Annotated in this window: 14 protein-coding genes and 3 pseudogenes; 14 read left to right on the top strand and 3 right to left on the bottom strand. The window is 55.0% G+C overall.

All coding sequences use genetic code 11. The features are described 5' to 3' along the window. Window positions 1–696: 696 nt before the first annotated feature. On the bottom strand, window positions 697–1,077 hold the full coding sequence (locus G7Z99_RS16705; RefSeq protein WP_181095732.1) for an MFS transporter: 381 nt from the start codon (window positions 1,075–1,077) through the stop codon (window positions 697–699). A 120-nt stretch (window positions 1,078–1,197) separates the two neighbouring features. Between G7Z99_RS16705 and G7Z99_RS16700 the strand changes: the two genes are divergently transcribed. The 3 genes and pseudogenes from G7Z99_RS16700 to G7Z99_RS19920 all read left to right on the top strand — a co-directional run. Beyond that, on the top strand, window positions 1,198–1,452 hold the full coding sequence (locus G7Z99_RS16700) for a hypothetical protein (protein WP_181095730.1): 255 nt from the start codon (window positions 1,198–1,200) through the stop codon (window positions 1,450–1,452). A 73-nt stretch (window positions 1,453–1,525) separates the two neighbouring features. Then, entirely contained in the window at window positions 1,526–2,296 is a 771-nt protein-coding gene (locus G7Z99_RS16695) for an SDR family NAD(P)-dependent oxidoreductase (RefSeq protein ID WP_181095728.1), read from the top strand. Between the two features lie 261 nt (window positions 2,297–2,557). Next, window positions 2,558–2,971: pseudogene (locus tag G7Z99_RS19920) on the top strand (IS5 family transposase); the annotation flags it as partial. On the opposite strand, the pseudogene G7Z99_RS16690 reads toward G7Z99_RS19920, so the two are convergent. Further along, window positions 2,964–3,817 (bottom strand): annotated as a pseudogene (locus G7Z99_RS16690) (IS5 family transposase). The pseudogenes G7Z99_RS19920 and G7Z99_RS16690 overlap by 8 nt on opposite strands. 355 nt (window positions 3,818–4,172) lie before the next feature. On the opposite strand from G7Z99_RS16690, the gene G7Z99_RS16685 reads away from it, so the two are divergent. From G7Z99_RS16685 to G7Z99_RS16670, 4 genes and pseudogenes are all read left to right on the top strand, one after another. Next, window positions 4,173–6,665 (top strand): nuclease-related domain-containing DEAD/DEAH box helicase, encoded by a 2,493-nt coding sequence (locus tag G7Z99_RS16685; protein WP_181095726.1) that lies wholly within the window; start codon window positions 4,173–4,175, stop codon window positions 6,663–6,665. Between the two features lie 545 nt (window positions 6,666–7,210). Next, the gene (locus G7Z99_RS16680; RefSeq protein ID WP_181095724.1) at window positions 7,211–8,023 is read left to right on the top strand and encodes a Hachiman antiphage defense system protein HamA; all 813 of its coding nucleotides are present in this window, start codon (window positions 7,211–7,213) and stop codon (window positions 8,021–8,023) included. Then, entirely contained in the window at window positions 8,013–11,123 is a 3,111-nt protein-coding gene (locus G7Z99_RS16675; RefSeq protein ID WP_181095722.1) for a DEAD/DEAH box helicase, read from the top strand. Before G7Z99_RS16680 ends, G7Z99_RS16675 begins: the two co-directional genes overlap by 11 nt. 114 nt (window positions 11,124–11,237) lie before the next feature. After that, window positions 11,238–12,025 (top strand): annotated as a pseudogene (locus tag G7Z99_RS16670) (IS5 family transposase); the annotation flags it as partial. Between the two features lie 250 nt (window positions 12,026–12,275). Here G7Z99_RS16670 and G7Z99_RS16665 read toward each other — a convergent pair. Next, entirely contained in the window at window positions 12,276–13,148 is an 873-nt protein-coding gene (locus G7Z99_RS16665) for a LysR family transcriptional regulator (RefSeq protein WP_181095720.1), read from the bottom strand. Between the two features lie 207 nt (window positions 13,149–13,355). Between G7Z99_RS16665 and G7Z99_RS16660 the strand changes: the two genes are divergently transcribed. The 7 genes from G7Z99_RS16660 to G7Z99_RS16630 all read left to right on the top strand — a co-directional run bounded on the left by G7Z99_RS16660 (window position 13,356) and on the right by G7Z99_RS16630 (window position 22,019). Next, window positions 13,356–14,273, top strand: coding sequence for a hypothetical protein (locus tag G7Z99_RS16660; RefSeq protein WP_181095718.1), 918 nt, complete (start codon window positions 13,356–13,358; stop codon window positions 14,271–14,273). Window positions 14,274–14,353: 80 nt separating this feature from the next. Further along, window positions 14,354–15,124 (top strand): sulfite exporter TauE/SafE family protein, encoded by a 771-nt coding sequence (locus tag G7Z99_RS16655; RefSeq protein WP_181095716.1) that lies wholly within the window; start codon window positions 14,354–14,356, stop codon window positions 15,122–15,124. 133 nt (window positions 15,125–15,257) lie between these two features. Further along, window positions 15,258–15,656, top strand: a complete 399-nt coding sequence (locus G7Z99_RS16650) for a hypothetical protein (protein ID WP_181095714.1) — start codon at window positions 15,258–15,260, stop codon at window positions 15,654–15,656. A 106-nt stretch (window positions 15,657–15,762) separates the two neighbouring features. Continuing rightward, window positions 15,763–17,949, top strand: coding sequence for a TonB-dependent receptor (locus G7Z99_RS16645; protein WP_181095712.1), 2,187 nt, complete (start codon window positions 15,763–15,765; stop codon window positions 17,947–17,949). A gap of 129 nt (window positions 17,950–18,078) precedes the next feature. Then, complete coding sequence (locus G7Z99_RS16640) at window positions 18,079–18,588, top strand: sigma-70 family RNA polymerase sigma factor (RefSeq protein ID WP_181095710.1); 510 nt, start codon at window positions 18,079–18,081, stop codon at window positions 18,586–18,588. Continuing rightward, window positions 18,585–19,550, top strand: coding sequence for a FecR domain-containing protein (locus G7Z99_RS16635; RefSeq protein ID WP_181095708.1), 966 nt, complete (start codon window positions 18,585–18,587; stop codon window positions 19,548–19,550). The genes G7Z99_RS16640 and G7Z99_RS16635 overlap by 4 nt, the downstream gene beginning before the upstream one ends. 66 nt (window positions 19,551–19,616) lie before the next feature. Further along, window positions 19,617–22,019: a TonB-dependent receptor gene (locus tag G7Z99_RS16630; protein ID WP_181095706.1), complete on the top strand. Its 2,403-nt coding sequence runs from the start codon at window positions 19,617–19,619 to the stop codon at window positions 22,017–22,019. The last annotated feature ends 371 nt before the right edge of the window (window positions 22,020–22,390 follow it).

Genomic DNA, 22,390 nt, shown 5'->3' with positions numbered 1-22,390 from the left:
GTCGAGATGACGCGGCAAGACATCGTCAGACTCGTAGCCGCAAAGCCCATATGCCCAGCCCGTCAAATTCGCTGCTGGGTGACGATCAAAGCCGGCACGGCACGTGCGCGCCTTTTGCAGTGGATGGCCAAGGCTGCAATCATCACGGGAAGGGTCAGCAGGATGAGGATATCCGTTATCGTCCATCCCATGTCGCGATGAGTGCGCCTGAACCGGTGCCCAGCATGGCGCCTACCCGACCAGTACCGATTACCCAGTTGACCCCGGTAGCCCGGATCTGTGTGGAGTAATGGGACGCCCCAAGGGGAAAGCAGCCCCCGTCCGCGGGCATCAGCACGTACCGTAACAAGCAGACAAGCGTGCCTGCGCGTGCGAATGAATCGCTGAACAGTGCGACCAGCAGGGTGAGCACGACGCAGCCGGCGAACATGAGCCCCACGATGCAGTTCGGCTTGAAACGGTCCATTTACAGACCGACCGTGAAGTTGCAAAGAGTGCCTCTCACCTGCAGGATCATCCCCCAATGCAACCGCCTGCAGTAGGTCATCCCGGCGGCGTTGGCGGTTCGACGCTGTGCTCACTGTTGATGAATCGGGTCTCGCCGCCGGCACTGCCAGACCTTAGTTGATTGGCTGCCGCCACGAGGCGCTCATAAGGGTGGTGACGTTACAGCTGAAGCCTGAACGATTCCGGCAGTCAGAAGAGGAACACTAGCCCCAGGACAAGCGGTAGGGCGCCGCCGGTGACGAACACCGAGCGCCAGCTGTAGAGCTGGATCAAGTGCTCGCTGACCAAGCTGCACAGCGTGCCGTCCAAGCCGAAGCTACACCACGCCGAAGTAACGAGGAGCGAGCGCCGACGCAGAGGGGCGCATTCAGCAAGCAACGTGATGATGTTGGGCATCGTCGCGCCGGTGGCCATCCCGGTGAAGCTATGCAGGCTGCTCATGAAAGCGAAGGTCAGGCAAAAGAGGCCCATCGCGCGCAAGGCGGCAATGATGATCCAGAGCTTGCCGAAACGATCAGCCAGGGGGCCGGCGAGCAAGGTGCCGATCGAAAGGTCAATGATGCCGCTCATCATCAAGAACCGACTACCGGGTGTCTCTGCTGGTGAACGAGGCCAACCGCACAGTGGCGTAGGTGACAAACGACATCGCAACACTGGACAAGCCAGACGTCACCTTTGCAGTCAGTCGTGATGTCCAAGCGCGCCGATGTGCTGGTCGATGCCAGCGACACCAACCATTTGTTCGCACTGGCCAACCCTGACTGGACCCGCGAAATCCTCCCGAAACCGGCATTGGCCAAGCAGGGCGTCTCGTTTGGCCTGCGTAGTGATATCTCGGCTGCCGACCTGGACGTGCTCAACATCTACCTGCGCCAGCGCCGCGACACCGGCGAGATCCAGCAACTGATCGACAAGGCGTCGACGCAGGCGAACGCCGCCAAATAAAGGTACCGAAAGCCGCTCGCCCGCCCCGGCGCGAGTGGCTTCTCTTGATTTTGACAATGGAAGGTGAACGCTCATGAGTGACACGAAAGGCCCGCTCGCGGGGCAGACCGTCTTGGTGACCGGGGCATCGGGAGGCATCGGCGCTGCCATCGTCGAGCAGTTGGCAGCCGAAGGCGCTCGTCCCGTCATCCACTACAGCCGTGACGCACAAGGTGCCCAGCACCTGTTGGACCGAATCGGAGGCAATGGCTGGATCGTGCAAGGCGACCTCAGCGATGCCTCCGGCCCCGAGCGCTTGTGGAGCGCTGCCCTCGAGGTGAGCGGCGGGCGGATTCACGGGCTCATCAACAACGCCGGCATCCGTACTGAGATACCGCTCGAGGCACCGTCTGCCCAATGGCGTGAGGCGTGGCGTCGCGAGTTCCAGGTCAATTTCTTCGCCGCGGCCGATCTCTGCCGTGAGGCGGTTGCCCACTACCGTGACCAAGGAGGCGGGCGCATCATCAATATGGCCAGTCGCGCGGCTCAACGGGGTTACGCCGCTGACGCGTTGCCCTACGGCTCAAGCAAGGCCGCGCTGATCAACCTGACCAAGTCCCTCGCCCGCAGTGTCGCCGGCGACGGTATCGTGGCGTTAGCGATTGCGCCTGGGTGGGTGCGCACGGACATGGCCGAACAGTTCATCGCCCAGCATGGGGAAGCGGCAGCCGTTGCCGATATTCCCGTGGGGCGCATGGCGAGTCCCGTCGAAATCGCTGAGGTGGTCGCATTTACGCTGCGCCCCTCCCAGGCGTCGCTGAACGGCGCCACGCTGGATGTCAATGGAGGGAGTTATATCCGTTGACTTGCATCGTGGGCGATCTTGTTCATGAGTGAGTGGCGTGCCTGGTGCAGGGAGGTGCCCACTCGTCAGTCAATAAAGTGGAGGCTTAGTTGATGGGCGCCATTGAGCGTGCGTAGTGCTCAGGGTCAATGACCTGCATCCGCTTTTGATCGATCAACCAGCTTAGGTTCTGTACGAAATTTTAGGAAACCTAATCCGGCCCCCCTGATGACCTAAGGTTTTATAGAGCTTCCGACTATCTGCAGCAATGGATTCTGTGTGATGGCAAAGTGTTATGAAATCTCAGACGAAGCTTGGACCATGGCGGCTGACCTATTCGTTTAAAAGCGCAAATCGAGGTCGGCCACGCTTGAACGATCGCCTAATGCTTGATGGCGTTCTTTGGGTCTTATGCTTAGGTGCCGCCTGACGAGACATACCTGATCGATTAGGTTCCTGGTCCACGGTGTACCAGCGGTTAAGGAGATGGCGAAATCAAGGCACGTTCGAACAGATGCTTAGACGTTTGCATTTGAAACTCAATGACCAGGGCCTCATAGATTTGCGGGTCTGGATGATCGACTCGACCGTTGTACGTGCTACCCGAGCCTCCTCAAGCGCCGGGAAAAAAGGGAGTCTGGAGAGCCCTTCGATCACGCTTTAGGCCGTAGTCGCGGCGGACTGACTACTAGGCTCTGTACGAAAAAAGATATCGCAAACACCGCATGGCACAAGCCAGTGAGACCATGGCGGCGTAGCTTTTTGCGAGCTTGTCAAAGCGTGTGACGATCCGGCGGTTCTCTTTCAGCCAGCCAAACATACGCTCGATGATGTTGCGTTTACGGTGCTTGGGTCGGTCAAACAACCGGGGCAAGCCAGGCCTGGGTTTGCGCTTCATCGAGCGCAGTTGAATGACCGACCTCATCCGATAATTGTCACAGTAGCGGCGCAGCGCTTCGCAGTCGTAGCCTTTGTCGGCAAGCAGCCACTTGCATCGCTTGCGCGGATGACCGCGACCGCTCGAAGGGATACTGACGTCGTCCAAAAGCGGCTGAGCATAAGCAATGTCGCTGACCTGACCGCCGGAGAGCAGGAAGCGTAGCGGCACACCTTGGGCATCACACAGCATATGAATCTTGGTAGTCAGCCGCCGCGACTGCGGCCTAAAGCATGATCGGCAGGTTCTTCTGGCCCCTTTTTTCCCGGCTCTTGAGGAGGCTCAAGTAGCGCGTACAGCGGTCGAATTGATCATCCAGACCTGCAAGTCTATGAGGTCTTGATCATTGAGTTTCAGATGCAAGCGTCTGAGCATCTGGTCGAACGTGCCTTGATTACGCCACGCCGGAATCGCTGGTACCCCGTAGGCCAGGGACCGAATCGCTCAGGCATGTCTCGCCAGGCGGCACCTGAGCACAGGACCCAAAGAACACCATCGAGCATCAGGTGATCGCTCAAGCGTGGCTGGCCTGGATTGCACTTTTCCATGAACAGGTCAGCCACCATGGCCCAGGCTTCGTCCGAGAGTTCATAACGCTTTGCCATCACACAGAATCCATTGCTGCAGATGGCCGAAAACTCTACAAAACCTTAGGTCATCAGGGGGCCGGATTAGGTTTACTGAAATTTCGTACAGAGCCTAAGGCTGAAATTTCGCTCTTATAGTAGACGTACCCGGCTATACGCTTCTAAGGACTGGTCGTGTTCCTACGCCTTTAGCGGTCTTTGAGAAGTTTGAAGGTATGTTTGGGATGAGTTCTGCTGGATAGCATCATCCTTTAGGTTCCTTTCCCCGGCAGGAGAGTCTGGAAGGTTGCAGGCGCCATCCGGCAAAACAAAGGGGCGTTAAAGTGCTATCATCGCGACAGATTGGTCAATCAGATTAGGACGAACGCTGTAGATGGCAAGGATGATCCCGGAGCATGGCCCCCACCACACAGAGAGCCATGGAGAACGTCACCTTTATTCTGTTCTGAAAACCCAGCTCCCTGATGGATACACGGTCATTCATAGCCTTCCGTGGCTGTGCTCCGCAGTCACCAAGCTTGATCGAGAAGCAAGGCCTACTGGTGAAATCGACTTCCTAATCATCCATCCTGAGAACGGGGTCTTGGCCCTTGAAATCAAAAGCGGCGTCTATCGGCTCCAGAATTCGTGTTTCATACACGTTCGCAAGGGCTACAAGATAGATCCATTGAGTCAAACGAAAAAGAATGTCCATGGATTCGCTTCTTGGCTTGGGGCAGAGCCATCGCTGCGTTTGAGGATCGGATACGGATTTATTTTTCCTGATTCGGATTTTGATCGCGCCAACATCCCTGGGATGTTTGACACTCGATCAACCCCACCCCAGCCGCTGTATATCGATATTGAAGCTTACCCCGACGTAGCCCAGAACATCATCAATCTGATGACGTATTGGAAGAAAGCGCTGAAAAATCCTGATTTAGGACAGGATCGAACTCAGCAACTGATTGATTATCTTTCGCCCCAGATCGATGGTCACCCATGTTGGGCAAGCCGTATCCGCTTCGACAACAAAATGTGGCTCCGACTGACGAGTGAGCAGAGTGCTGTAGTTCGTAATGTCATGCAAAGTGGCAGGTCTCTTATCACAGGCTGGCCTGGCACCGGAAAAACCCTAATAGCTATCGAATCCACAAGAAAATATTCGGTTGTCGGCAAGCGGGTGTTGGTTCTCACATTCAACAAGCGACTAAAAGACCACATCTGTGAGCAGCTAGAAGGTTATCGCGCATGTACAGTTTTGACATGGCACGGGCTTTGTCGCCTGGCATCGGATACCTTGGGCCAGATCGCGGCTGGTGAGGCTTGGTACAAAATAAACTGCGTCAAGCATCTAGATGCTGCTATCCGAGAAGGGTTGATGGATGAGTATGATGCGCTTGTAGTAGATGAATCTCAGGCCTTGGCTGAATCTTGGTGCAAAACTTTAGTAGACTGGTTTGAAAACAAGCCTATAACATTTTTTTGCGATGAGACTCAGGTATTCAGTTTTGAAAAGAGCGGTGTGACATTGAGTGTCTTGGAAAAGGTATTGGGGATAACTGCATTCCCCCTCACAATCATTCTGCGAATGCCTAAAGCCGTTACGGAAATTCTTTCTGAGGTGGTTCCTCCTAAGCTTCAATTGTCTTCTCCTCGAATAGTGGAGGAGGATACTGCGCGCGAGATAATTACCCTAGATCCTGGGCAAGAGCTTGTCCGCATCAGAAAAGGATTAATCGAAGGTGGAGTAAGCCCGGGCGATATTGTCATTTTAATGGGCGCAATCAACTCAAAATTTTATGTTGATTTGATCGGTTCTAAAAAGCTCGCGACTGAAAATATAGCTAAATTCCGAGGTTTAGAAGCACCGGTGGTAATTGTGTTAGGGGCGGAGAGCCTAGACACTGCCGAGCTATTTAACGCCTACTCACGAGCTACAACAAGGTTTGTGGCGATTTACAATGCCGTCAATCCTGAATGGAGAGGTCATCAAGATTTTCAGGCGAGGCTGCGAAACAATCCGGACAATGCCTCATTCCTGATGGAGGCACAGTACCCACTGCGAATCCGGAGCCGGGTTAGTGAAGCTACTCCTCTCATCTCTCTCGGGATGATGAGCATTGACGCTATGTGGGCTAAAACCTGGAATGCATTAGTCATCGAAATTAAAACTCAAGATAGTCAGGTCCATCTTTGGATTGATTACTTGCAGCGTGTAATTATGCACCCAATTTTCATCTGGTATGGAGCTACGCTTTCTAAGTTTCAAATGGTCGAGCCAGTGAGGGAAGAGGGGGTTAATTCATACTGTCTTCATGCTGTTACCTTGCAAAATTGTAAAGACTGTGGTGGTGTAACTCCGCACCTGAATTCTGGTAACAGTGTTTGCGCTCTTTGTGCTAGGGCAGAAGCTAGGTTGCTACCATATGACCAGGAAGTGATAAAAAAAGTTGTGTTGCACGATGCGGTGATTACATCTCAAGTTTCAAAAGAGAGTGCTGCACAGCTAAGGCGTAACCTTCCAATTGAGGTGGCAGCTGTAGGGGCTTTTATGCATGCGACTGTAAACAAGCGCAGGAGCCACGCGCTGCAGGTTCCTAAACCGAATGGCCGGCTTTTATACGAGATAGCTTTCGTTTTCGTGCAGTCTCGGATTGCGATTTTAGCGGTAAACAATCATATATCCGTTGATGAGACAGCCGACCTAATCCATGGCCGATACAAAGTATTAGAGTTAGTTCCATTGGCGGAGTGGCGATCGAATGTCGCAATGGCTTTCGCTAAGATGAAAGAAAAAGGTTATATTCGGAATGTTGGAAAAAAGCTGTATGTGGCCGTCGATGATAGGGAAACATTGCCGCCAAAATTGTATAGCTATGACTAGTTTTCTTTGGGTGGATGTTAATTGAGCAGTTATTGCGTTAAACGAAGGTAAAGGTATGACTGCGCTTACAACCATGCAATAAATTCTGGAAGAACAGCTTGCAGATGCTTTCTCCTTGAAATTCTGCGCGATGTCATCCCACTGGTAAATCTCGAGCGGCATTCTCTCTCATACGGCCGAAACGGCCCGATGTATTTAGATGGCCTCAGATTGATACCACGGGCTGAGGGTTGTGAGTAGGGGTGCGCAAAGATCTGACGCCAACTTTTCAGGAAAGAATGACCGAGATCAAATGCGGTACTGAGGAGTGATGAATCAAAATGAGGTGAAAACACGCTATCTCAGCGTGAGCTATGCGGCTCAAAGGGGGCGCTGATGATGGTGCAGTCCCATAGAAGCTCGAAATGTGGCGGGAAATCAGCATGGAACAGAGGCAAGGCTGTGGGCGCTATTGAATTAACTGTCAGAGCGCTGGTACATTTAGGTAATAAGTTAATAAAATCATAAAACTGTCCAGTCGCTTGCGATATACACATAGGTGTGACATGTCACTAGTAGCAGGTCATCTTGCTTGGCTTGAACAAACGGGTACGTATACATCTGCCTGCGGGCAAGCTATATCTGTATTCGCTCTAAAATATGATGCTCTAGATGTCAAGGTCATGTCTGAGTGGGCTAGGCATTTTCGCAACCACTACTGTCTTGATAAGCACTTGCAGTTCATCAAAAATCCGATGATGAGCAATTCGGAATATCTGACTTCAGAGAAGTTTCCGAGTAGAAGTGTCGCGCCTGGTCCGAGTATTCGAGCGGGTGATTTTGCCGAAATCCTAATTGCAGATTACCTACAATATTTGAGAGATTACCACGTCCCTCGCACGCGCTATGATCGGAAGGCAATTGCTAATGAATCAACAAAAGGTTCTGACGTTATTGCATTCAAAAAAGCTCCAAATGTTATTAGCGATAATGACGAGCTTTTAATTTATGAGGTCAAGGCAAAAGCGACTGAGAATTCGAAAAATAATGTGCTTCAAGATGCAATTGATCATTCTATAAAGGATGAGCTTCGAATTGCAGAGTCACTTAATGCAATGAAGCAAAAGCTCTATGATAGAGACGATTTCAATGGAATGGAATTGGTAGAACGATTCCAGCGTGAGCCCGATTATCCTTGTAAGCGCTGCTACGGTGCGGCAGCTGTCTGCACATCTACGTCTGTAGACGAGGATATAGTGTCAACCTCCATTTGCAGTAACCACCCAAATGCCGATAAATTGGAATTGTTAGTTGTGAGTGCTGATCAGCTGATGGACCTTGTTCACGAGCTATATCGGAGGGCGGCAGATGAAGCTTGAAACAAAAGCGCGGGTAATTTTGGACGTCACCCGCGTGAAGGCGAAGCAGTACGAGTTTGGTATCGATGAGAAATATCACGTAACCCTCCAACAAGACCCGAAACGTTTATTGGTCTTTACGGTTGGTATTCTTGGCGAGTTAGCCGCTCTAGAATCGAGGCCAAATGATGAGCGGAGGATTTTGAAAGAAACCCTAAAAGAACAGTTAGTCCTAGCCGGTCAATATTTTGAGTCCATGAGCACAGCTAGAATCAGCTCGGGTGCGGATGAGTATTTAAGAGTATTGAGCTCCTCTTCTTACTACCTTGCAGATATGCCAGGAAGCTCATTGGTTTTGGCTAGGACTGTTGCAGATATACCTGTAGAACTTACGGATAGCGGATTAGAGCGCTTTCTCGTGTGGCTGCTTAAGTCGGAGTTGGATAAGGGCTTTAGCCTTGTCCCTTCAAGGCTCTTTAATAACAGTATTTTTAACATGGCGAGAACATATCGCTCGTTCATGAATATGGAGGCAGATCTTACTGATGTAGAGGATGAGTTGGTGAGCTTTAGGGAGCAGATTTATTTGAGCGGGACAGATCGAGAAATTTTACTTGTTGATATAATCGCGGCGCTAATTAAAAGAAAGGTAGAGAACTCATCCCTGATTTGCTTGCCAAAATATTCAGGGCTTGAAATTGATCGGTGGAAGCATGTTCTGAACAATGATCATTTTATGAAGGAATTTTGGCCTGGACAACGACTAGTTGGTCGTCTCGGGGTGCTGCGGGGGATTTCAGCCGTAATGCAGATGCCCACAAGCGCTGGAAAAACCAAATCCGCAGAGTTGATTATTCGAAGTGGATTTCTCTCAGGGCGAGCTAAGCTCGCCGTAGTCGTTGCACCGTTCCGAGCGTTGTGTCGTGAAATTACTCAGGGTTTTTTGCGTACATTCGAGCACGATTCGATTAATGTTAATGAGCTGAGAGATGTTACAAATGTTGATTATGAAGAGCAGGAGTTTCTCAAGTTCTTACTGGGAGATGATTACAAAGGGAGGCATGATCATACCATCATCGTTTCCACTCCAGAGAAGCTGGTTTATCTGCTTCGTCATGAGCCATCATTGGCAGAAAAAATTGACCTGCTAATTTTCGATGAAGGGCATCAGTTTGATAGTGGTAAGCGTGGTGTAACGTATGAGCTTTTGATCGCTTCGCTTAAAGAAAGTATTCCGCAAAGTGCTCAAAAGGTTTTAATTTCCGCAGTAATGCCAAATGCGGAAACCATCGGTGAATGGCTTAATGGAGAGTCAGGAATCAACATTCAAGGGAGTAACTGGCTACCCTCGATCAAAAGTGTTGCATTCCTCAGTTGGGTCACAGACATGGGGCAGCTGAGTTATTTGCGGCAGGATAACAAAGCTGCCAGCGGCCTTTATGTGCCTCAAATTATTCAGCAAGTAAACCTTGGTCGTCGTGGCAGGGAGAAGAAAGATTTTATTTTTCCCGATAAAGAGAAAAGCCAGACTATTTCTTGTTATCTCGGTCTGAGACTTTGTCGCCAAGGGCCAGTTGCGATATTCTGTGGAGACAAAAGATCAATAGCTTCGCTTAGCAAGGTAGTGGCTAAAGCCTATGAGCGGGGGTTTAATACCCCGGCGCCAAAAGATATTTCAGACGGTATAGAGCTGGAAAAGTTGGCTTTCCTGTCGGAATTACACTTCTCAGACAAGCATATATTCTCGAAGGTTATTCCCTTAGGTGTTCTTCCTCATAGTTCCGCTGTGCCAAATGGCCTAAGGATCGCTGTGGAATGGGCGATGGATCATAAGGCTGCTCACCTTGTGATTTGTACTTCGACACTTGCTCAAGGGGTTAATTTACCTATTAAATATTTATTAATATCTAATGTGATGCAGGCGGGTCGCAAAATATCTACCAGGGATTTTCAGAACTTAATTGGGCGAGCTGGACGGGCGGGCTACCATACTGAGGGGAGTATTATTTTTACCAACCCCAAGCTTTATGATGGTCGATATGGTTGGAAAAGCAAGAAAAGGTGGGAAGAAGCACTTAAGCTGCTTGACTTTAATAATTCTGAGGAATGCTTAAGCAGTTTGATTGAGGTAATCAAGCCGTTTGAGTTCGAGGCCGCAAGCGATGACCTTGTCGAATTTGTGCGCCGGCCATCCGCCCGACGAGCTGAGTGGAAAGCATGGGAAGCTGAGGGTGGGGGCGATGTCAGCACTTTGATGGCTGAGATGGATGATAAAGAGCAGACGCTCAGTGCTATCGAAAGTTATTTTCTATCTATGCTCAAAGATGATGAGACCTTGCTTCAAAAAGATTTGTTTCTTGATCTGGCGCGGGAAACCTTGGCGTACCACCTTGCCAATGATGAAGATAAAGCGCGCTTGCTAGAAGTATTTGAGGTAATTCATTTTCGTTTGCAATCAGTGCCGCCTGAAAAACTCCCTTATTATGGAAAGACTTTGCTAGGGCTTGATCAGCTAAGATTTATTGAGGCTTGGATTGATGAAAATATCTGGGATCTTGAATTTAGCGGATCACCTCAGGATTTACTGAGTATTTGCTGGCCAATTATTACGAAATATTCGTCTGCTAAAATAATTTCCAATATTCGCCCTGCGAGTCTGGCAGTTGAATTGGCTGCGCGTTGGTGCAAAGGTGAAAGTTATTACAGTATTTTAAGTTATGCAAAGGACTCGGGAATAAAGATTCAGGCCAATACAAAAATGCGTACAGTTACGCAAGAACATATTGTCGATTTCTGCTCCGCTATATCATACGATGGAATGCTGCTGATCGGTGGGCTGGCTGATATCGTAGAAGGTAAGGCGCTGGATGAAACTATTCTTGCTAATGCCAGGGTTTTGCAGAATCAACTAAAGTTTGGGCTTTTTGATGAGTTTCATTTTTGGCTTCACAGCCAAGGCTATGCTGATAGAGAGGTATGTAAATACTTAGCTGAAGCACTTGGTCGAGTCATGGTTGGGAAAAAAATTATAGATTACAAAGTCCTTAAAGATAATCAGAGCGTCCTAGCTGATGTGCTGAGCAAACTGCCCACTGTTTTTTCCGAAATAAAAGTAAATTGAGGTTTTCCGTGCCTGCGTTTGGCTCTATACAAAATTTCAGGAAACCTAATCCGGCCCCCTGATGACCTAAGGTTTGTGGAGTTTTCGGCCATCTGCAGCAATGGATTCTGTGTGATGGCAAAGCGTTATGAACTCTCAGACGAAGCCTGGGCCATGGTGGCTGACCTGTTCATGGAAAAGTGCAATCGAGGCCGGCCACGCTTGAGCGATCTCCTGATGCTCGGTGGAGTTCTTTGGGTCCTGTAGTCAGGTGCCGCCTGGCGAGACATGCCAGAGCGATTCGGCCCTAGTCCACGGTATACCAGCGATTCCGGACGTGGCGTAATCAAGGCATGTTCGACCAGATGCTCAGACGCTTGCATCTGAAACTCAATGATCAAGGCCTCATAGACTTGCAGGTCTGGATGCTCGATTCGACCGCTGTACGCGCTACCCGAGCCTCCTCAGGCGCCGGGAAAAAGGGGGCTGAAGAACCTGCCGACCATGCTTTAGGCCGCAGTCGCAGCGGGCTGACTACCAAGATCCATATGCTGTGTGATGCCCAAGGTGTGCCGCTACGCTTCGTGCTTTCCGGCGGTCAGGCCAGCGCCATTGCCTATGCTCAGCCGCTTTTGGACGACGTCAGTATCCCTTCGAACGGTCGCGGTCGTCCGCGGAAGCGATGCAAGTGACTGCTTGCCGACAAAGGCTACGACTGCGAAGCGCTGCGCCGCTACTGTGACGATTATCGGATGAGGTCGGTGATTCCATTGCGTTCGATGAAGCGTAAACCCAGGCCTGGCTTGCCCCGGTTGTTTGACCGATCCAAGTACCGTAAACACAACGTCATCAAGCGTATCTTTGGCTGGCCGAAAGAGAACCGTCGGATCGTCACGCGCTCCGACAAGCTCGCAAAAAGCTTCGAGATAGCCACTCCAGCTCGCCCTATATGTTTGCTTTTGATTGTGGACAGCTCCCCTTGACGTGAGTGAATGCTCATTTTGAGTTAATCTTGGCAGACATATACAGAAATAAAGAACCTAGTAGGAATGCATCGAATTTTTTTCAAACTGATATTTGAGTTTACTTCCAGATATCCCAAAGCGAAGCTGTTTGTAAGTAATTTCTTCTGAAGTGTCGGCGCGTACGCCATGGCCAAAATTGTTAACGGTTTCAAGGGGTTCTGTTATCACTCAAGTTGAGTATTTCCAAAAAAATATTCCTCAGTCTATGGGGGCCTGAATTTTTGTTCCATACTATATGGTTTTTTACCGCTGAAAAACTTGGTACATAATGTCCAGTTATGTTTGGGTTGTTTTCAACTTGACGGAAAAGACTTTCTGGCATAACTGAGATGCCTAGGCCTGCCTTGATAAAGCTTATAATTGTCCCATAGCTTCTGATGGTTGTTATTTTGTACGGCACAGTACTTTGCGTGAGCCATGTTTCTAGGGCTTTCCGGTATGGACATCCCAAGGGCCACATGTAAATGCACTCTTTGGCAACTTCGTCTTGTGTTGCGAAGGAACCACTCGTGGAAGGCGATACAACTACGAGAGTTTCTTCGGAAATTTTAGTATAAGAAAGGTCTGCATGTGGATAGTCGTTGGCTATGATCGCTCCATCGAGATTATGGTTTATTACCGCATCGATAAGCTCCGGCCATTGAGCAATAGTTAGTTGTATTTGCAGGTTTGGATAATGTTGCCGACACTTCATCAGAAGTTTAGGTAGTCGTCTCGCAGCAGCCGACTCAATAGATCCTATTTTTAGTAAGCCCTTGGGTTCTGAGTTTGGCGTTAGGGAGCGGCTAGCTTCTTGTGATAGGAGAATAATTTGATTTGCATAATCTAGAAGTATCTCGCCGGCAGTGCTGATGACAAGACCTCTTCCTTTTTTATTGAATAATGTGACGCCTAGTTCTCTTTCAAGCGACTTTATCCTATTTGTAATGTTGGAAGGTACGCAGTGAAGTTGTGTGGCGGCGCGGCTTATGCTTCCGTGGTCTGCTACAGTTTTAAAAATTTTAAGTTGAGATAGTTCCATCGGAATCCTCATTTTAAAGTGAGCAGTATGTTCATTATAAGTTAATTGTTGATGTCTGTAAGCTCATATAGGATCACGCTGCCTTGGCTGGAAAGCTTCAAGACTTGGCTGGGCATAGATTATAAACAGGGAGCAAATCATGGGCGCATCGAAAATGTGTGAAAAAAATTACAAAACTATCCTGTTTTAAAGGCGCATTACAACTCAATGCATTGCATTAGTAAAAAATTTTTAGAGTGCTTGCCAGCGGATTTTAGCAAGATTGCAACGCCGGCTCGCTGGATTGACAAAAATACACGTAAGCCGCCTATTGCAGCAGACTCGAGAAAGGTTAAAGAAATTCAAGCAGCTATAGATTATGTATTGAATGACACTGTCACTGCGCAAGCCCAGTGCTATGCGGCGGAGACTTTTGCCGCGCTTTTCAAGAGGCCAGGCTCTAATAAGTTAGCTGGTTTTTTCAAGGGTTGGAATGAGACTCATAAAACCACGAGTTTGGTTTCGTGCAAGGTAATCATGCGACTCGCGGCAGATGCCCATTGTATTGGTGCTGAAAATGCTGAACTTTATCATCGAGTTATGGCGCATATGCACGAAGTTGCTAAAGATGATTTTGGATTGGGTCAGGCAAGCCATGATGGAATGTTCAGTCATATGAGGCGGGCTTTCAATATTCCGGAATTCGCTCCGCATGAAGAGGTAAGCGCTTGTAGTGCATTCTCAGAGTATCTATATGATGTAGGCGTGGCTGGATGTAAAAGTGCAATAGGTGACGTTCTCCATAAGAAAGCAATGCTGCGAGCTATGATGGTTTCAGTCTCTTCAGAATTTTGGAGCGGGTCGGAATACAATTTTCTTGCCCAGTTTGTTGAAGATCTAATCCTTCTGTATAGTCCTCATTTGCGAGATGATAAGAAGCTTCTTCGGTGTGCAAAGGCCTATGTGATGGGGCATTCAGGTGATGTGGAAATGAGGCATGGACTGCATGCGCTTGCAGCTACTCAGCTGTATGCTAATTTTTTAGAGGAGACTTTTAATGTTGATGAGCTATCCTCAATAATGCTCGACTATAATCTTAGGGTTGGTCAGGCATTTCGTGGGTTGGCCGAGTTGCTATCAAGCTAGCAATTCTGGGAGTCATATTTTCTGCCATCAAGAGTTGAGGTCATCTTTGATAAATATTGCGCAAAGATAATATGATCGACATGAGCTTAGATTATCAATTGATTGTCCTCGGCCTTTTCGCCTTCTGCGGCGGTCTCATCGACGCCGCGGTGGGCGGAGGAGGGCTCATCCAGCTGCCAGCCCTCATGCACGCCTTGCCTGGCACCAGCCTGGCGACGGTCTTCGGCACCAACAAGCTGGCGGTCTGGATGGGCAGCGTGGCCGCACTGCCGCGTTACCTTAAACGGGTGACGTTGGTCTGGTGGCTGCTGCTGCCCATGTTCATGGCCGCGTTCCTGTTCGCCTACCTGGGCGCGCTGTCCGTCGCACTGATTCCCAAGGCCCTCATGCAGTACGCCGTTTTCGTTCTGCTGGTGGTCATGGCGATCTACACCTTCATCAAGAAGGACCTGGGACGCCTGCACGCCCACCCTCGCTACGGCATCGGCAGGCTGTGGGCCGGTATCGGCTTCGGCGCCGCGATCGGGTTCTACGACGGTGTCTTCGGCCCAGGCAGCGGCAGCCTGCTGCTGTTCGTGTTCGTCCGCGTCTTCGGCTTCGACTTCCTCAACGCCTCGGCCTCGGCGAAGCTCATCAACCTGGGCACCTTCAGCGCCGCGCTGCTGTTCTTCGCGCCGTCCGGTCATGTGCTGTGGCTGATCGGCGGGCTGGTGGGGGTGTGCAATATGGCCGGGGCCGTCGTGGGTGCCTTCATTGCGTTGCGCTACGGCAGTGGCGTGATTCGCATACTGTTTCTGGTGCTGCTGGTGGCGCTGATCGTGCGCATGGGTGTTTCGCTGTTTTGGGCGTGAAGTCATCCTTTCGTCTCGCCACGCCGATTTCGCAGTCGCTTGGCAAGAGGCGAGGCTACTCGAGTGCCGGTTCAAGCGTACCGATACGATCCGTAGAATGAGCTGACCGCAAAGCGCGGGTGCTGAATGCGAAATGAAGACAGAGGTGGATATGAAGGTCTTTAACGCTACCCATATAAAGTGCTACGAAGAAGATGACGTCCTGATCGTTGCAGTGGGTGATGATGCAGCTGATCCACACAACTTCATCATCATGACCCGTTTGGATGACGAAGACATCCCTTTCACCGAAGGCGACATTGGCCTTCAGACCGAGAGCACAGAGTACGAAATCGCAGGCGCCATACAAAAGATAGGGCTTTCGGAGAGCAGGCTGAAGGTGGAGATAAAATCGAATGTTCAAGAGCATTTCAATGGCGAGACCATCGTTGCCGAATTTCAAGGAACGGCAATCGATGAAGAAAGTATCGATCTCTTGAGAAAGTCGTTGCACACCCTAGTGGAGGGAAGTGGTATCGAAAGGGACTTCTAGTTTCTCGTATTCAATCCACGTCTTCGACGTCAATGCTTGCTGTTCACAGTTGCGAAGCATTACCATTCAAGTTCCGGTTGTTGCCCCCTTATCCAGGACCCATTCGATGGCCCCTCGCTTCCCGTCACGCCCGACCCTGCTCGCGTTCTGCTGTTCGGCCACCCTGATGGCCAACGCCGCCGAGCCCCTCGAACTGGAAGCGACCGACGTCAACGCCGATGCCTTCAAGCGCACCCCCAGCACGCTGCCCGAGGTCTTTGCCGGTGGCCAAGTGGCCCGCGGCGGACAACTGGGCGTGCTCGGCAATCAGGACAACCTGGACGTGCCGTTCTCCCTCACCAGCTACACCGCCAAGGTGATCGAGGACCAGCAGGCCGAGGACATCGGCGACGTGCTGGCCAACGACCCTTCGGTGCGCGAGTCCTTCGGCTTCGGCAACCAGGCCAAGGTGTTCGTGATCCGTGGCCTGCCGCTGGCCGGTGACGACATCGCCTTCAACGGGCTGTACGGCATCCTGCCGCGGCAGATCATGTCCACCGACGGCGTCGAGCGGGTGGAGGTGTTCAAGGGGCCGAACGCCTTCCTCAACGGCGTCAGCCCGACCGGCAGCGGCCTGGGCGGCAACGTCAACCTGCAGCCCAAGCGCGCCGACGAGGTGCCGACACGTCGCTACACCCAGGACATCAGCAGCGATGGGCGCATTGGCGAGCACCTGGACATCGGCCAGCGTTTTGGCGAGGACAATCGTTTCGGTGCGCGACTGAACCTTAGCCAGCGCGAGGGCGAGACCGCCATCGACGACCAGGACCAGCGCACCAAGCTGTTCGTCGCCGGGCTCGACTACCGAGGCGACGACATGCGTGTATCCACCGACTTCGGCTACCAGAAGCAGCGCATCAACCACCTGCGCAACTCGGTACGCCCTGGCACCGCCACCCAGGTGCCGACCGCGCCGGATGCCAGCCACAACTACGGGCAGGCCTGGAGCTACAGCGAGTCGGAAGACACGTTCGGCATGCTGCGCGGCGAGTGGGACCTGAACGACAGCTGGACCGCCTACCTGGCCGGGGGCGCGCGGCATACACGCGAGCAGGGTACGTATGGTACGCCCGTGCTGACGGGTAACAGCGGCGCGGCGAACATTACCGCTTCCGATATCGTTCATGGCGAGGACAACAGCAGTTTCAGTACGGGCCTCAACGGGCGCCTGCAAACGGGTGCGGTAAGCCATCAGATCGCGCTGGGCGCCAGCATGCTCTGGACCCAGGCTGAAAACGCCTACGTGTTCTACAGCGCACGCCCGACCCACATCTACGACGGCGTTGCATTCGCCAAACCCACGCTTGCGACCAGCACTGGCGGCGACATGGGGGATCCCGGTGTGACCGCCAAGACGCGCAATCGCAGCATCGCGTTGTCCGACACGATCGGCCTGTTCGACGACCGCCTGCTGCTGACCTACGGCATTCGCCGTCAACAACTGCGTGTCGAGAACTACTACTACGACGGCACCTCTCCGGTAACGCCTGCGCGCCCCTATCGCGACGGCAGCCGCAATGGCGAACCCTACGACGAAGGCATCACCACACCGGTCTACGGCCTGGTCTTCAAACCTACCGACAGCCTCTCGCTCTACGCCAACCGTATCGAAGGCCTGGCCCAGGGGCCGACCGCGCCTGCCAACGTCGTCAATGTCGGCGAAATGTTCCCCCCAGGCCGCACCAAGCAGCTCGAGGCGGGCATCAAGTTCGACCGACAGACCTACGGTGCCAGCCTGGCCGTGTTCCGCATCGAGAAGCCATCCGACGGCTATACCTCAGGTGACCGCTACATCCGCGACGGCGAGCAGATCAACAAAGGCCTCGAACTCAGCCTCTTCGGCGAGCCTATCGAAGGCCTGCGCGTGATGGCCGGCGGCACCCGCATGACCTCGGAGCAGAAGAACACCGCCAACGGCGCCAACGACGGCAACCATGCCATCGGCGTGCCGACCTTCCAGCTCAACGCCAGCGTCGACTGGGACGTGCCCGGCGTCCCTGGCCTGGCGCTCAATGCGCGTATGCTGCGCACCGGTGGGCAGTTCGTCGATGCTGCCAATACCCTCAGCCTGCCGACCTGGAACCGCTTCGATGCCGGTGCCCGCTACACGATGCGCGTGGCCGAGAAGGACCTCACCTTGCGGGTGAACGTCGAAAACCTCACGGACAAGAACTACTGGGCTTCGGCCAACGGCGGTTACCTGACCCAGGGCGATCCGCGGCTGGTGAAGTTCTCCGGCACGATCGACTTCTGATCGAGCGCCTCCCACGCACGCGCAGGGGCTCCGAGGACCTGCGCCGTGTCGCACAGGGGCATGGACGGCGCACGCGGTACTAATTAGAATCACTCTCATTTACCGCCGTCCTGGTCCAAGGCCCCTGACATGACCCCAGCAGAGACGCTTCCACCGCAGACGGTGCAGACGCTCTACCGCGACCACCATAGCTGGCTGGAGAGCTGGTTGCGCCGGCGCCTGGGCAACGCCTGGGATGCTGCCGACCTGAGCCAGGACGCTTTCGTGCGGGTGCTGTGCAGCACGCAATCGCTAACCGAGTTGCGCGAGCCGCGTGCCTACCTGGTCACCGTCGGCAAGCGCCTGCTCAGCAATTTCCATCAACGTCGCAGCCTCGAACAGGCGTACCTGGACGCACTGGCGCGGCTGCCGGAAGACAACGTGCCGTCGCCTGAGCACCGTTGGCTGCTGCTCGAAACGCTGCATGCGCTCGATGCGCTGTTGGAAGGCTTGCCGTCGGCCGTGCGCCGGGCGTTTCTCTGGAGCCAGCTCGATGGCCTGGGCTATCGCGCCATCGCCGAGCGCCTGGCCGTCTCCGAGCGGACCGTCAAACGCTACATGGCCCAAGCCTACGAGCACTGCCTGCTGGCGGACCTGTGAGTCGATCGACTGCGCCGGACGCGGCGCTCGACGCCATCCGCAGCGCCGCACGCTGGCTGGCACTGCTCGAATCCGGCCAGGCCAGCGAGCAGGATCATGAGCGCCTGCGGCAATGGCGCGAGCGCGACGCTGCCCACGAGCAGGCGTGGCAGAAGGCCCAGCACTTGCGTCAGCGCTTCGCCGCGCTGCCCAGCGGCCTGGCCATGGCCACCCTCGACCGCCCCGGCGCGACCCGACGCCAGGTGCTCAAAGGTGCCTTGGGCGTCCTGGCGCTGCTGCCCAGCGCCTGGCTGGCGAACAGGCAGTGGCCACTGGAAACCTGGGGCACCGACCTGCGCACCGCCGTCGGCGAGCAGAGCCGATGGGTCCTGGCCGACGGCAGCGTGCTGCACCTGAACACCGACAGCGCGGCGAACCTCGATCAGGCCGCTCGACAGGTCACGCTTATCCGCGGCGAGCTGGCCCTGCGCGTGCCCATCGGCACCGCTTGGCACATCGAGACCGACCAGGGTCGCCTCGACGTCAGGCAGGCCGATGTCTGCGTTCGTCTGGAGGGGGCCCAGTGCCGAGTGTCGGTGGTCGCCGGCAGTGTCCACGTGTCCCCCAGGACGGGATCGACGCTGACGCTGCACGCCGGGCAGCAGATCGACCTGGGCCGTGAAGGGGCAGGGCAGGCCCGCACGTTCGACGCCGCCTTGCCGGGCTGGCGCGAGGCCGTGCTGAGCATGCAGGACCAGCCCCTGGGCGAGCTGTTGCGAGAGCTGTCGCGCTATCGCCCGGGGTTGTTGCGGTGGGATCCGGCCCTGGAGCGGCTGCGGGTGACGGGCAGCTTCAGGCTCGACGACACCGACCGCGTCCTGACGCTGCTGGCCGCCACACTGCCGCTGGAGGTGCAGGCGCGCACGCGCTATTGGGTCACCCTGGTGCCCAGGGGGCAGGGCGCTGCAAAAAAGACGACGTGAGGCTGTCCCCTTTTTTCGTCTCGTCGGTCATTCCAGGCAAGAGCAAAACAACGAGAGCCTTCCGCCATGCCCGCCGTTCGTACCCCCTCCCTGCGTCCCCTGTTGCGCGCCAGCCTGCTGCTGACGATCACTACCAGCCCCTTGTTCATGACCGATGCCTGGGCCGACCCCTTGGCCCGGCGCGCCTATGCCGTGCCGGCAGGCACCCTCGGCGTGGCCCTGACCCGTTTCGCCGGCCAGGCCGGCGTCGACCTCTCCGTCGACCCTGCGCTGGTCGAGGGGCGGCGCAGCCCCGGCCTGTCGGGCAAGTTCGCGATCGAGGAGGGCTTCACCCGGTTGTTGCAGGGCTCGGGGCTGCAGTGGGTCCCGCTCAGCGCGCAGGCCTACACGCTGGCTCCGGCGCCTGAAGGCACCGGCCTCGAGCTGGCGCCGATCTCGATCCTGGGCGCGGGCGCCACCACCGAGGGCCAGGCGTATGCGGGCGGCCAGGTGGCGCGCAAGAGCAGCCAGGGGTTGCTGGGGTCGCGCGACTTCATGGACACGCCCTTCAGCGTGATCACCTACACCCAGCAGGCCATACAGAACCAGCAGGCCCGCACCCTGGGCGACCTGATCGCCAGCGACCCCTCGGTGCGCGCCACCAACCCGGCAGGGGGGCGCTTCGAGCAGTTCACCATCCGCGGCCTGAGCCTGTACAACAGCGACGTGTCCTACAACGGCCTGTACGGCATCCTGCCGACCTACACCATCGACATGGCGATGGCCGAACGGGTGGACATCATCAAAGGGCCAAGCCAGCTGATCAACGGCATCTCGCCCCGTGGCAGCGTCGGCGGGGGCATCAACGTGGTGCCCAAACGTGCCACCGATACCGCGATCACCGAGTTCACCACCAGTTATGCCTCCAAGGGTCAGGTCGGCGCGGCAGTGGATGTGGGGCGGCGTTTTGGTGAGGGCGACCTGTTCGGCATTCGCTTCAACGGCGTCAAGCAGTCAGGCGACACCGAATGGGATCACCAGCGCGTGAACCGCGAAATGGCCGTGCTCGGGCTGGACGTTCGCGGCGAGCGCCTGCGCCTGTCGACCGATATCGGCCACACCGAGCGCGACACCGACGCACCCCAGGAGCGTGTGCTGGTCGCCGCCAATGCCAAGGTGCCCAAGGCCGATGACGTGCGCCACAACTACGCCCAGCCCTGGAGCAAGGCCCGCACCGAAGACACCTTCGCCACCGTGCAGGGCGAGTACGACGTCAGTGACGCGGTCATGCTCTACGGCGGTGTCGGGGCCCGCAAGAGCGATCACGACTTCCTGCGCCATGCCGTGTCGGTGGTCAACGATGCCGGTGACTTCAACGTCCAGCCACGCGACTTCACCCGCGACGAGCGCGTGCGCACGGCCACCGTCGGCGTACGCAACTGGTTCCAGACCGGGACGGTGAGCCATGAAGTGAACCTGTCGGCCACGCATTTCTACATGGACTTCACCAACGGTGGCAGCCGCTACGCCACGGCACGCAGCAAATTATACCACCCCAAAGAGACAGCCGCGCCAGCCATCCCCACCCGACTCGATTCCAAGGTCTACACGGAAAACCGCTTCAGCGGCGTGGCGCTGAGCGACACCCTGGGCTTCTTCGAGGACCGTCTGCAACTGACCCTGGGGGCGCGCTGGCAGCGGGTCAAGGTCGACGACTGGGAAGAGGGCATCAAGGGCGACACGGGCTACGACGAGGAGAAGGTCTCGCCCTCGGGCGGCCTGTTGTACAGGGTCAGCGATCGGCTATCGGTGTACGCCAACTACATGGAAGGCTTGAGCCAGGGCAAGATCGCACCGTCGGTGTCGATCAACGAGGACGAGATCTTCCCGCCGTTCGTGAGCCGGCAGGTCGAGGTCGGCGCCAAGTACGACCTGGGCGATGTGGCCCTTACCGCCAGCGTGTTTCGCATCCGGCAGCCCGCCTACGAGACCAACGCCACCTCGCGGGTGTTCGGCCCCAATGGCAAGCGACGCAACGACGGCGTCGAGCTGACCGTGTTCGGCGAGCCGGTCAGCGGCGTGCGCCTGCTGGGGGGTGTGATGTACCTCGACAGTCAGCTCACCGGCACCGTCAGCGGCGCCTTCGACGGCAACCGTGCGCCGGCCACGCCCGAGTACAACGTCAACCTCAGCGCTGAGTGGGACGTACCCGGTGTCACCGGCTTGACCCTGACCGGGCGCGGGATCTACACCGGCTCACAGTACCTGGACCAGGCCAACAGCAAGGCGATCGACGCTTCGAAGCGTTTCGACCTGGGCGCTCGGTATGCCTTCAAGATCGACCACAAGGACGTCACGCTGCGTGCGAGCGTCGAGAACGTGTTGGACGATCATTACTGGAGCTCGGCAGGCGCGCCGGATGACAGTGAACCAGGGCTGACCCTGTCAACACCCCGGACGTACCTGCTGTCGGCGACGGTAGGGTTCTGACCCATCAGCGCTGCGGCCCAACACGGACCTTCAGCGCTTTCATACAGCCTGTGTGGGGAGCAGGCTTGCCCGCGATAGCATTCGGCCCGGCACCGCCTGCATCGCGGGCAAGCCCGCTCCCACAAGGGGATGCGCCGGTCTGCCAGATCAGTGATGCAGCCCAAACACCTACGACCACGCCGCGATGAAACCGGCCGCCACGGGCCTGTGGGAGCGGGCTTGCCCGCGATGGCGTCCGACCCGTCACCGCCTGCATCGCAGACAAGCCCTCCTATGGGCATGGCCCTGGTCTGTCAGACCTACCATGGCGTCCAAACTGTGCGGCCTTGCCGGGCCGCGACAGGGCCAGCGGTTTTACAGGGGCGCAAGGG

Origin of the sequence: Pseudomonas entomophila, from assembly GCF_013523165.1 — a bacterium.
GTDB lineage: Bacteria > Pseudomonadota > Gammaproteobacteria > Pseudomonadales > Pseudomonadaceae > Aquipseudomonas > Aquipseudomonas entomophila_A.
This window is presented reverse-complemented; position numbering and strand designations above follow the sequence as displayed.

Bases quoted from the DNA above. Each gene is read 5' to 3' on its own strand.
- G7Z99_RS16705 (WP_181095732.1), bottom strand. From the start codon at position 1,077: ATGAGCGGCATCATTGACCTTTCGATCGGCACCTTGCTCGCCGGCCCC.
- G7Z99_RS16700 (WP_181095730.1), top strand. From the start codon at position 1,198: ATGTCCAAGCGCGCCGATGTGCTGGTCGATGCCAGCGACACCAACCAT.
- G7Z99_RS16695 (WP_181095728.1), top strand. From the start codon at position 1,526: ATGAGTGACACGAAAGGCCCGCTCGCGGGGCAGACCGTCTTGGTGACC.
- G7Z99_RS16685 (WP_181095726.1), top strand. From the start codon at position 4,173: ATGGCAAGGATGATCCCGGAGCATGGCCCCCACCACACAGAGAGCCAT.
- G7Z99_RS16680 (WP_181095724.1), top strand. From the start codon at position 7,211: ATGTCACTAGTAGCAGGTCATCTTGCTTGGCTTGAACAAACGGGTACG.
- G7Z99_RS16675 (WP_181095722.1), top strand. From the start codon at position 8,013: ATGAAGCTTGAAACAAAAGCGCGGGTAATTTTGGACGTCACCCGCGTG.
- G7Z99_RS16665 (WP_181095720.1), bottom strand. From the start codon at position 13,148: ATGGAACTATCTCAACTTAAAATTTTTAAAACTGTAGCAGACCACGGA.
- G7Z99_RS16660 (WP_181095718.1), top strand. From the start codon at position 13,356: ATGCATTGCATTAGTAAAAAATTTTTAGAGTGCTTGCCAGCGGATTTT.
- G7Z99_RS16655 (WP_181095716.1), top strand. From the start codon at position 14,354: ATGAGCTTAGATTATCAATTGATTGTCCTCGGCCTTTTCGCCTTCTGC.
- G7Z99_RS16650 (WP_181095714.1), top strand. From the start codon at position 15,258: ATGAAGACAGAGGTGGATATGAAGGTCTTTAACGCTACCCATATAAAG.
- G7Z99_RS16645 (WP_181095712.1), top strand. From the start codon at position 15,763: ATGGCCCCTCGCTTCCCGTCACGCCCGACCCTGCTCGCGTTCTGCTGT.
- G7Z99_RS16640 (WP_181095710.1), top strand. From the start codon at position 18,079: ATGACCCCAGCAGAGACGCTTCCACCGCAGACGGTGCAGACGCTCTAC.
- G7Z99_RS16630 (WP_181095706.1), top strand. From the start codon at position 19,617: ATGCCCGCCGTTCGTACCCCCTCCCTGCGTCCCCTGTTGCGCGCCAGC.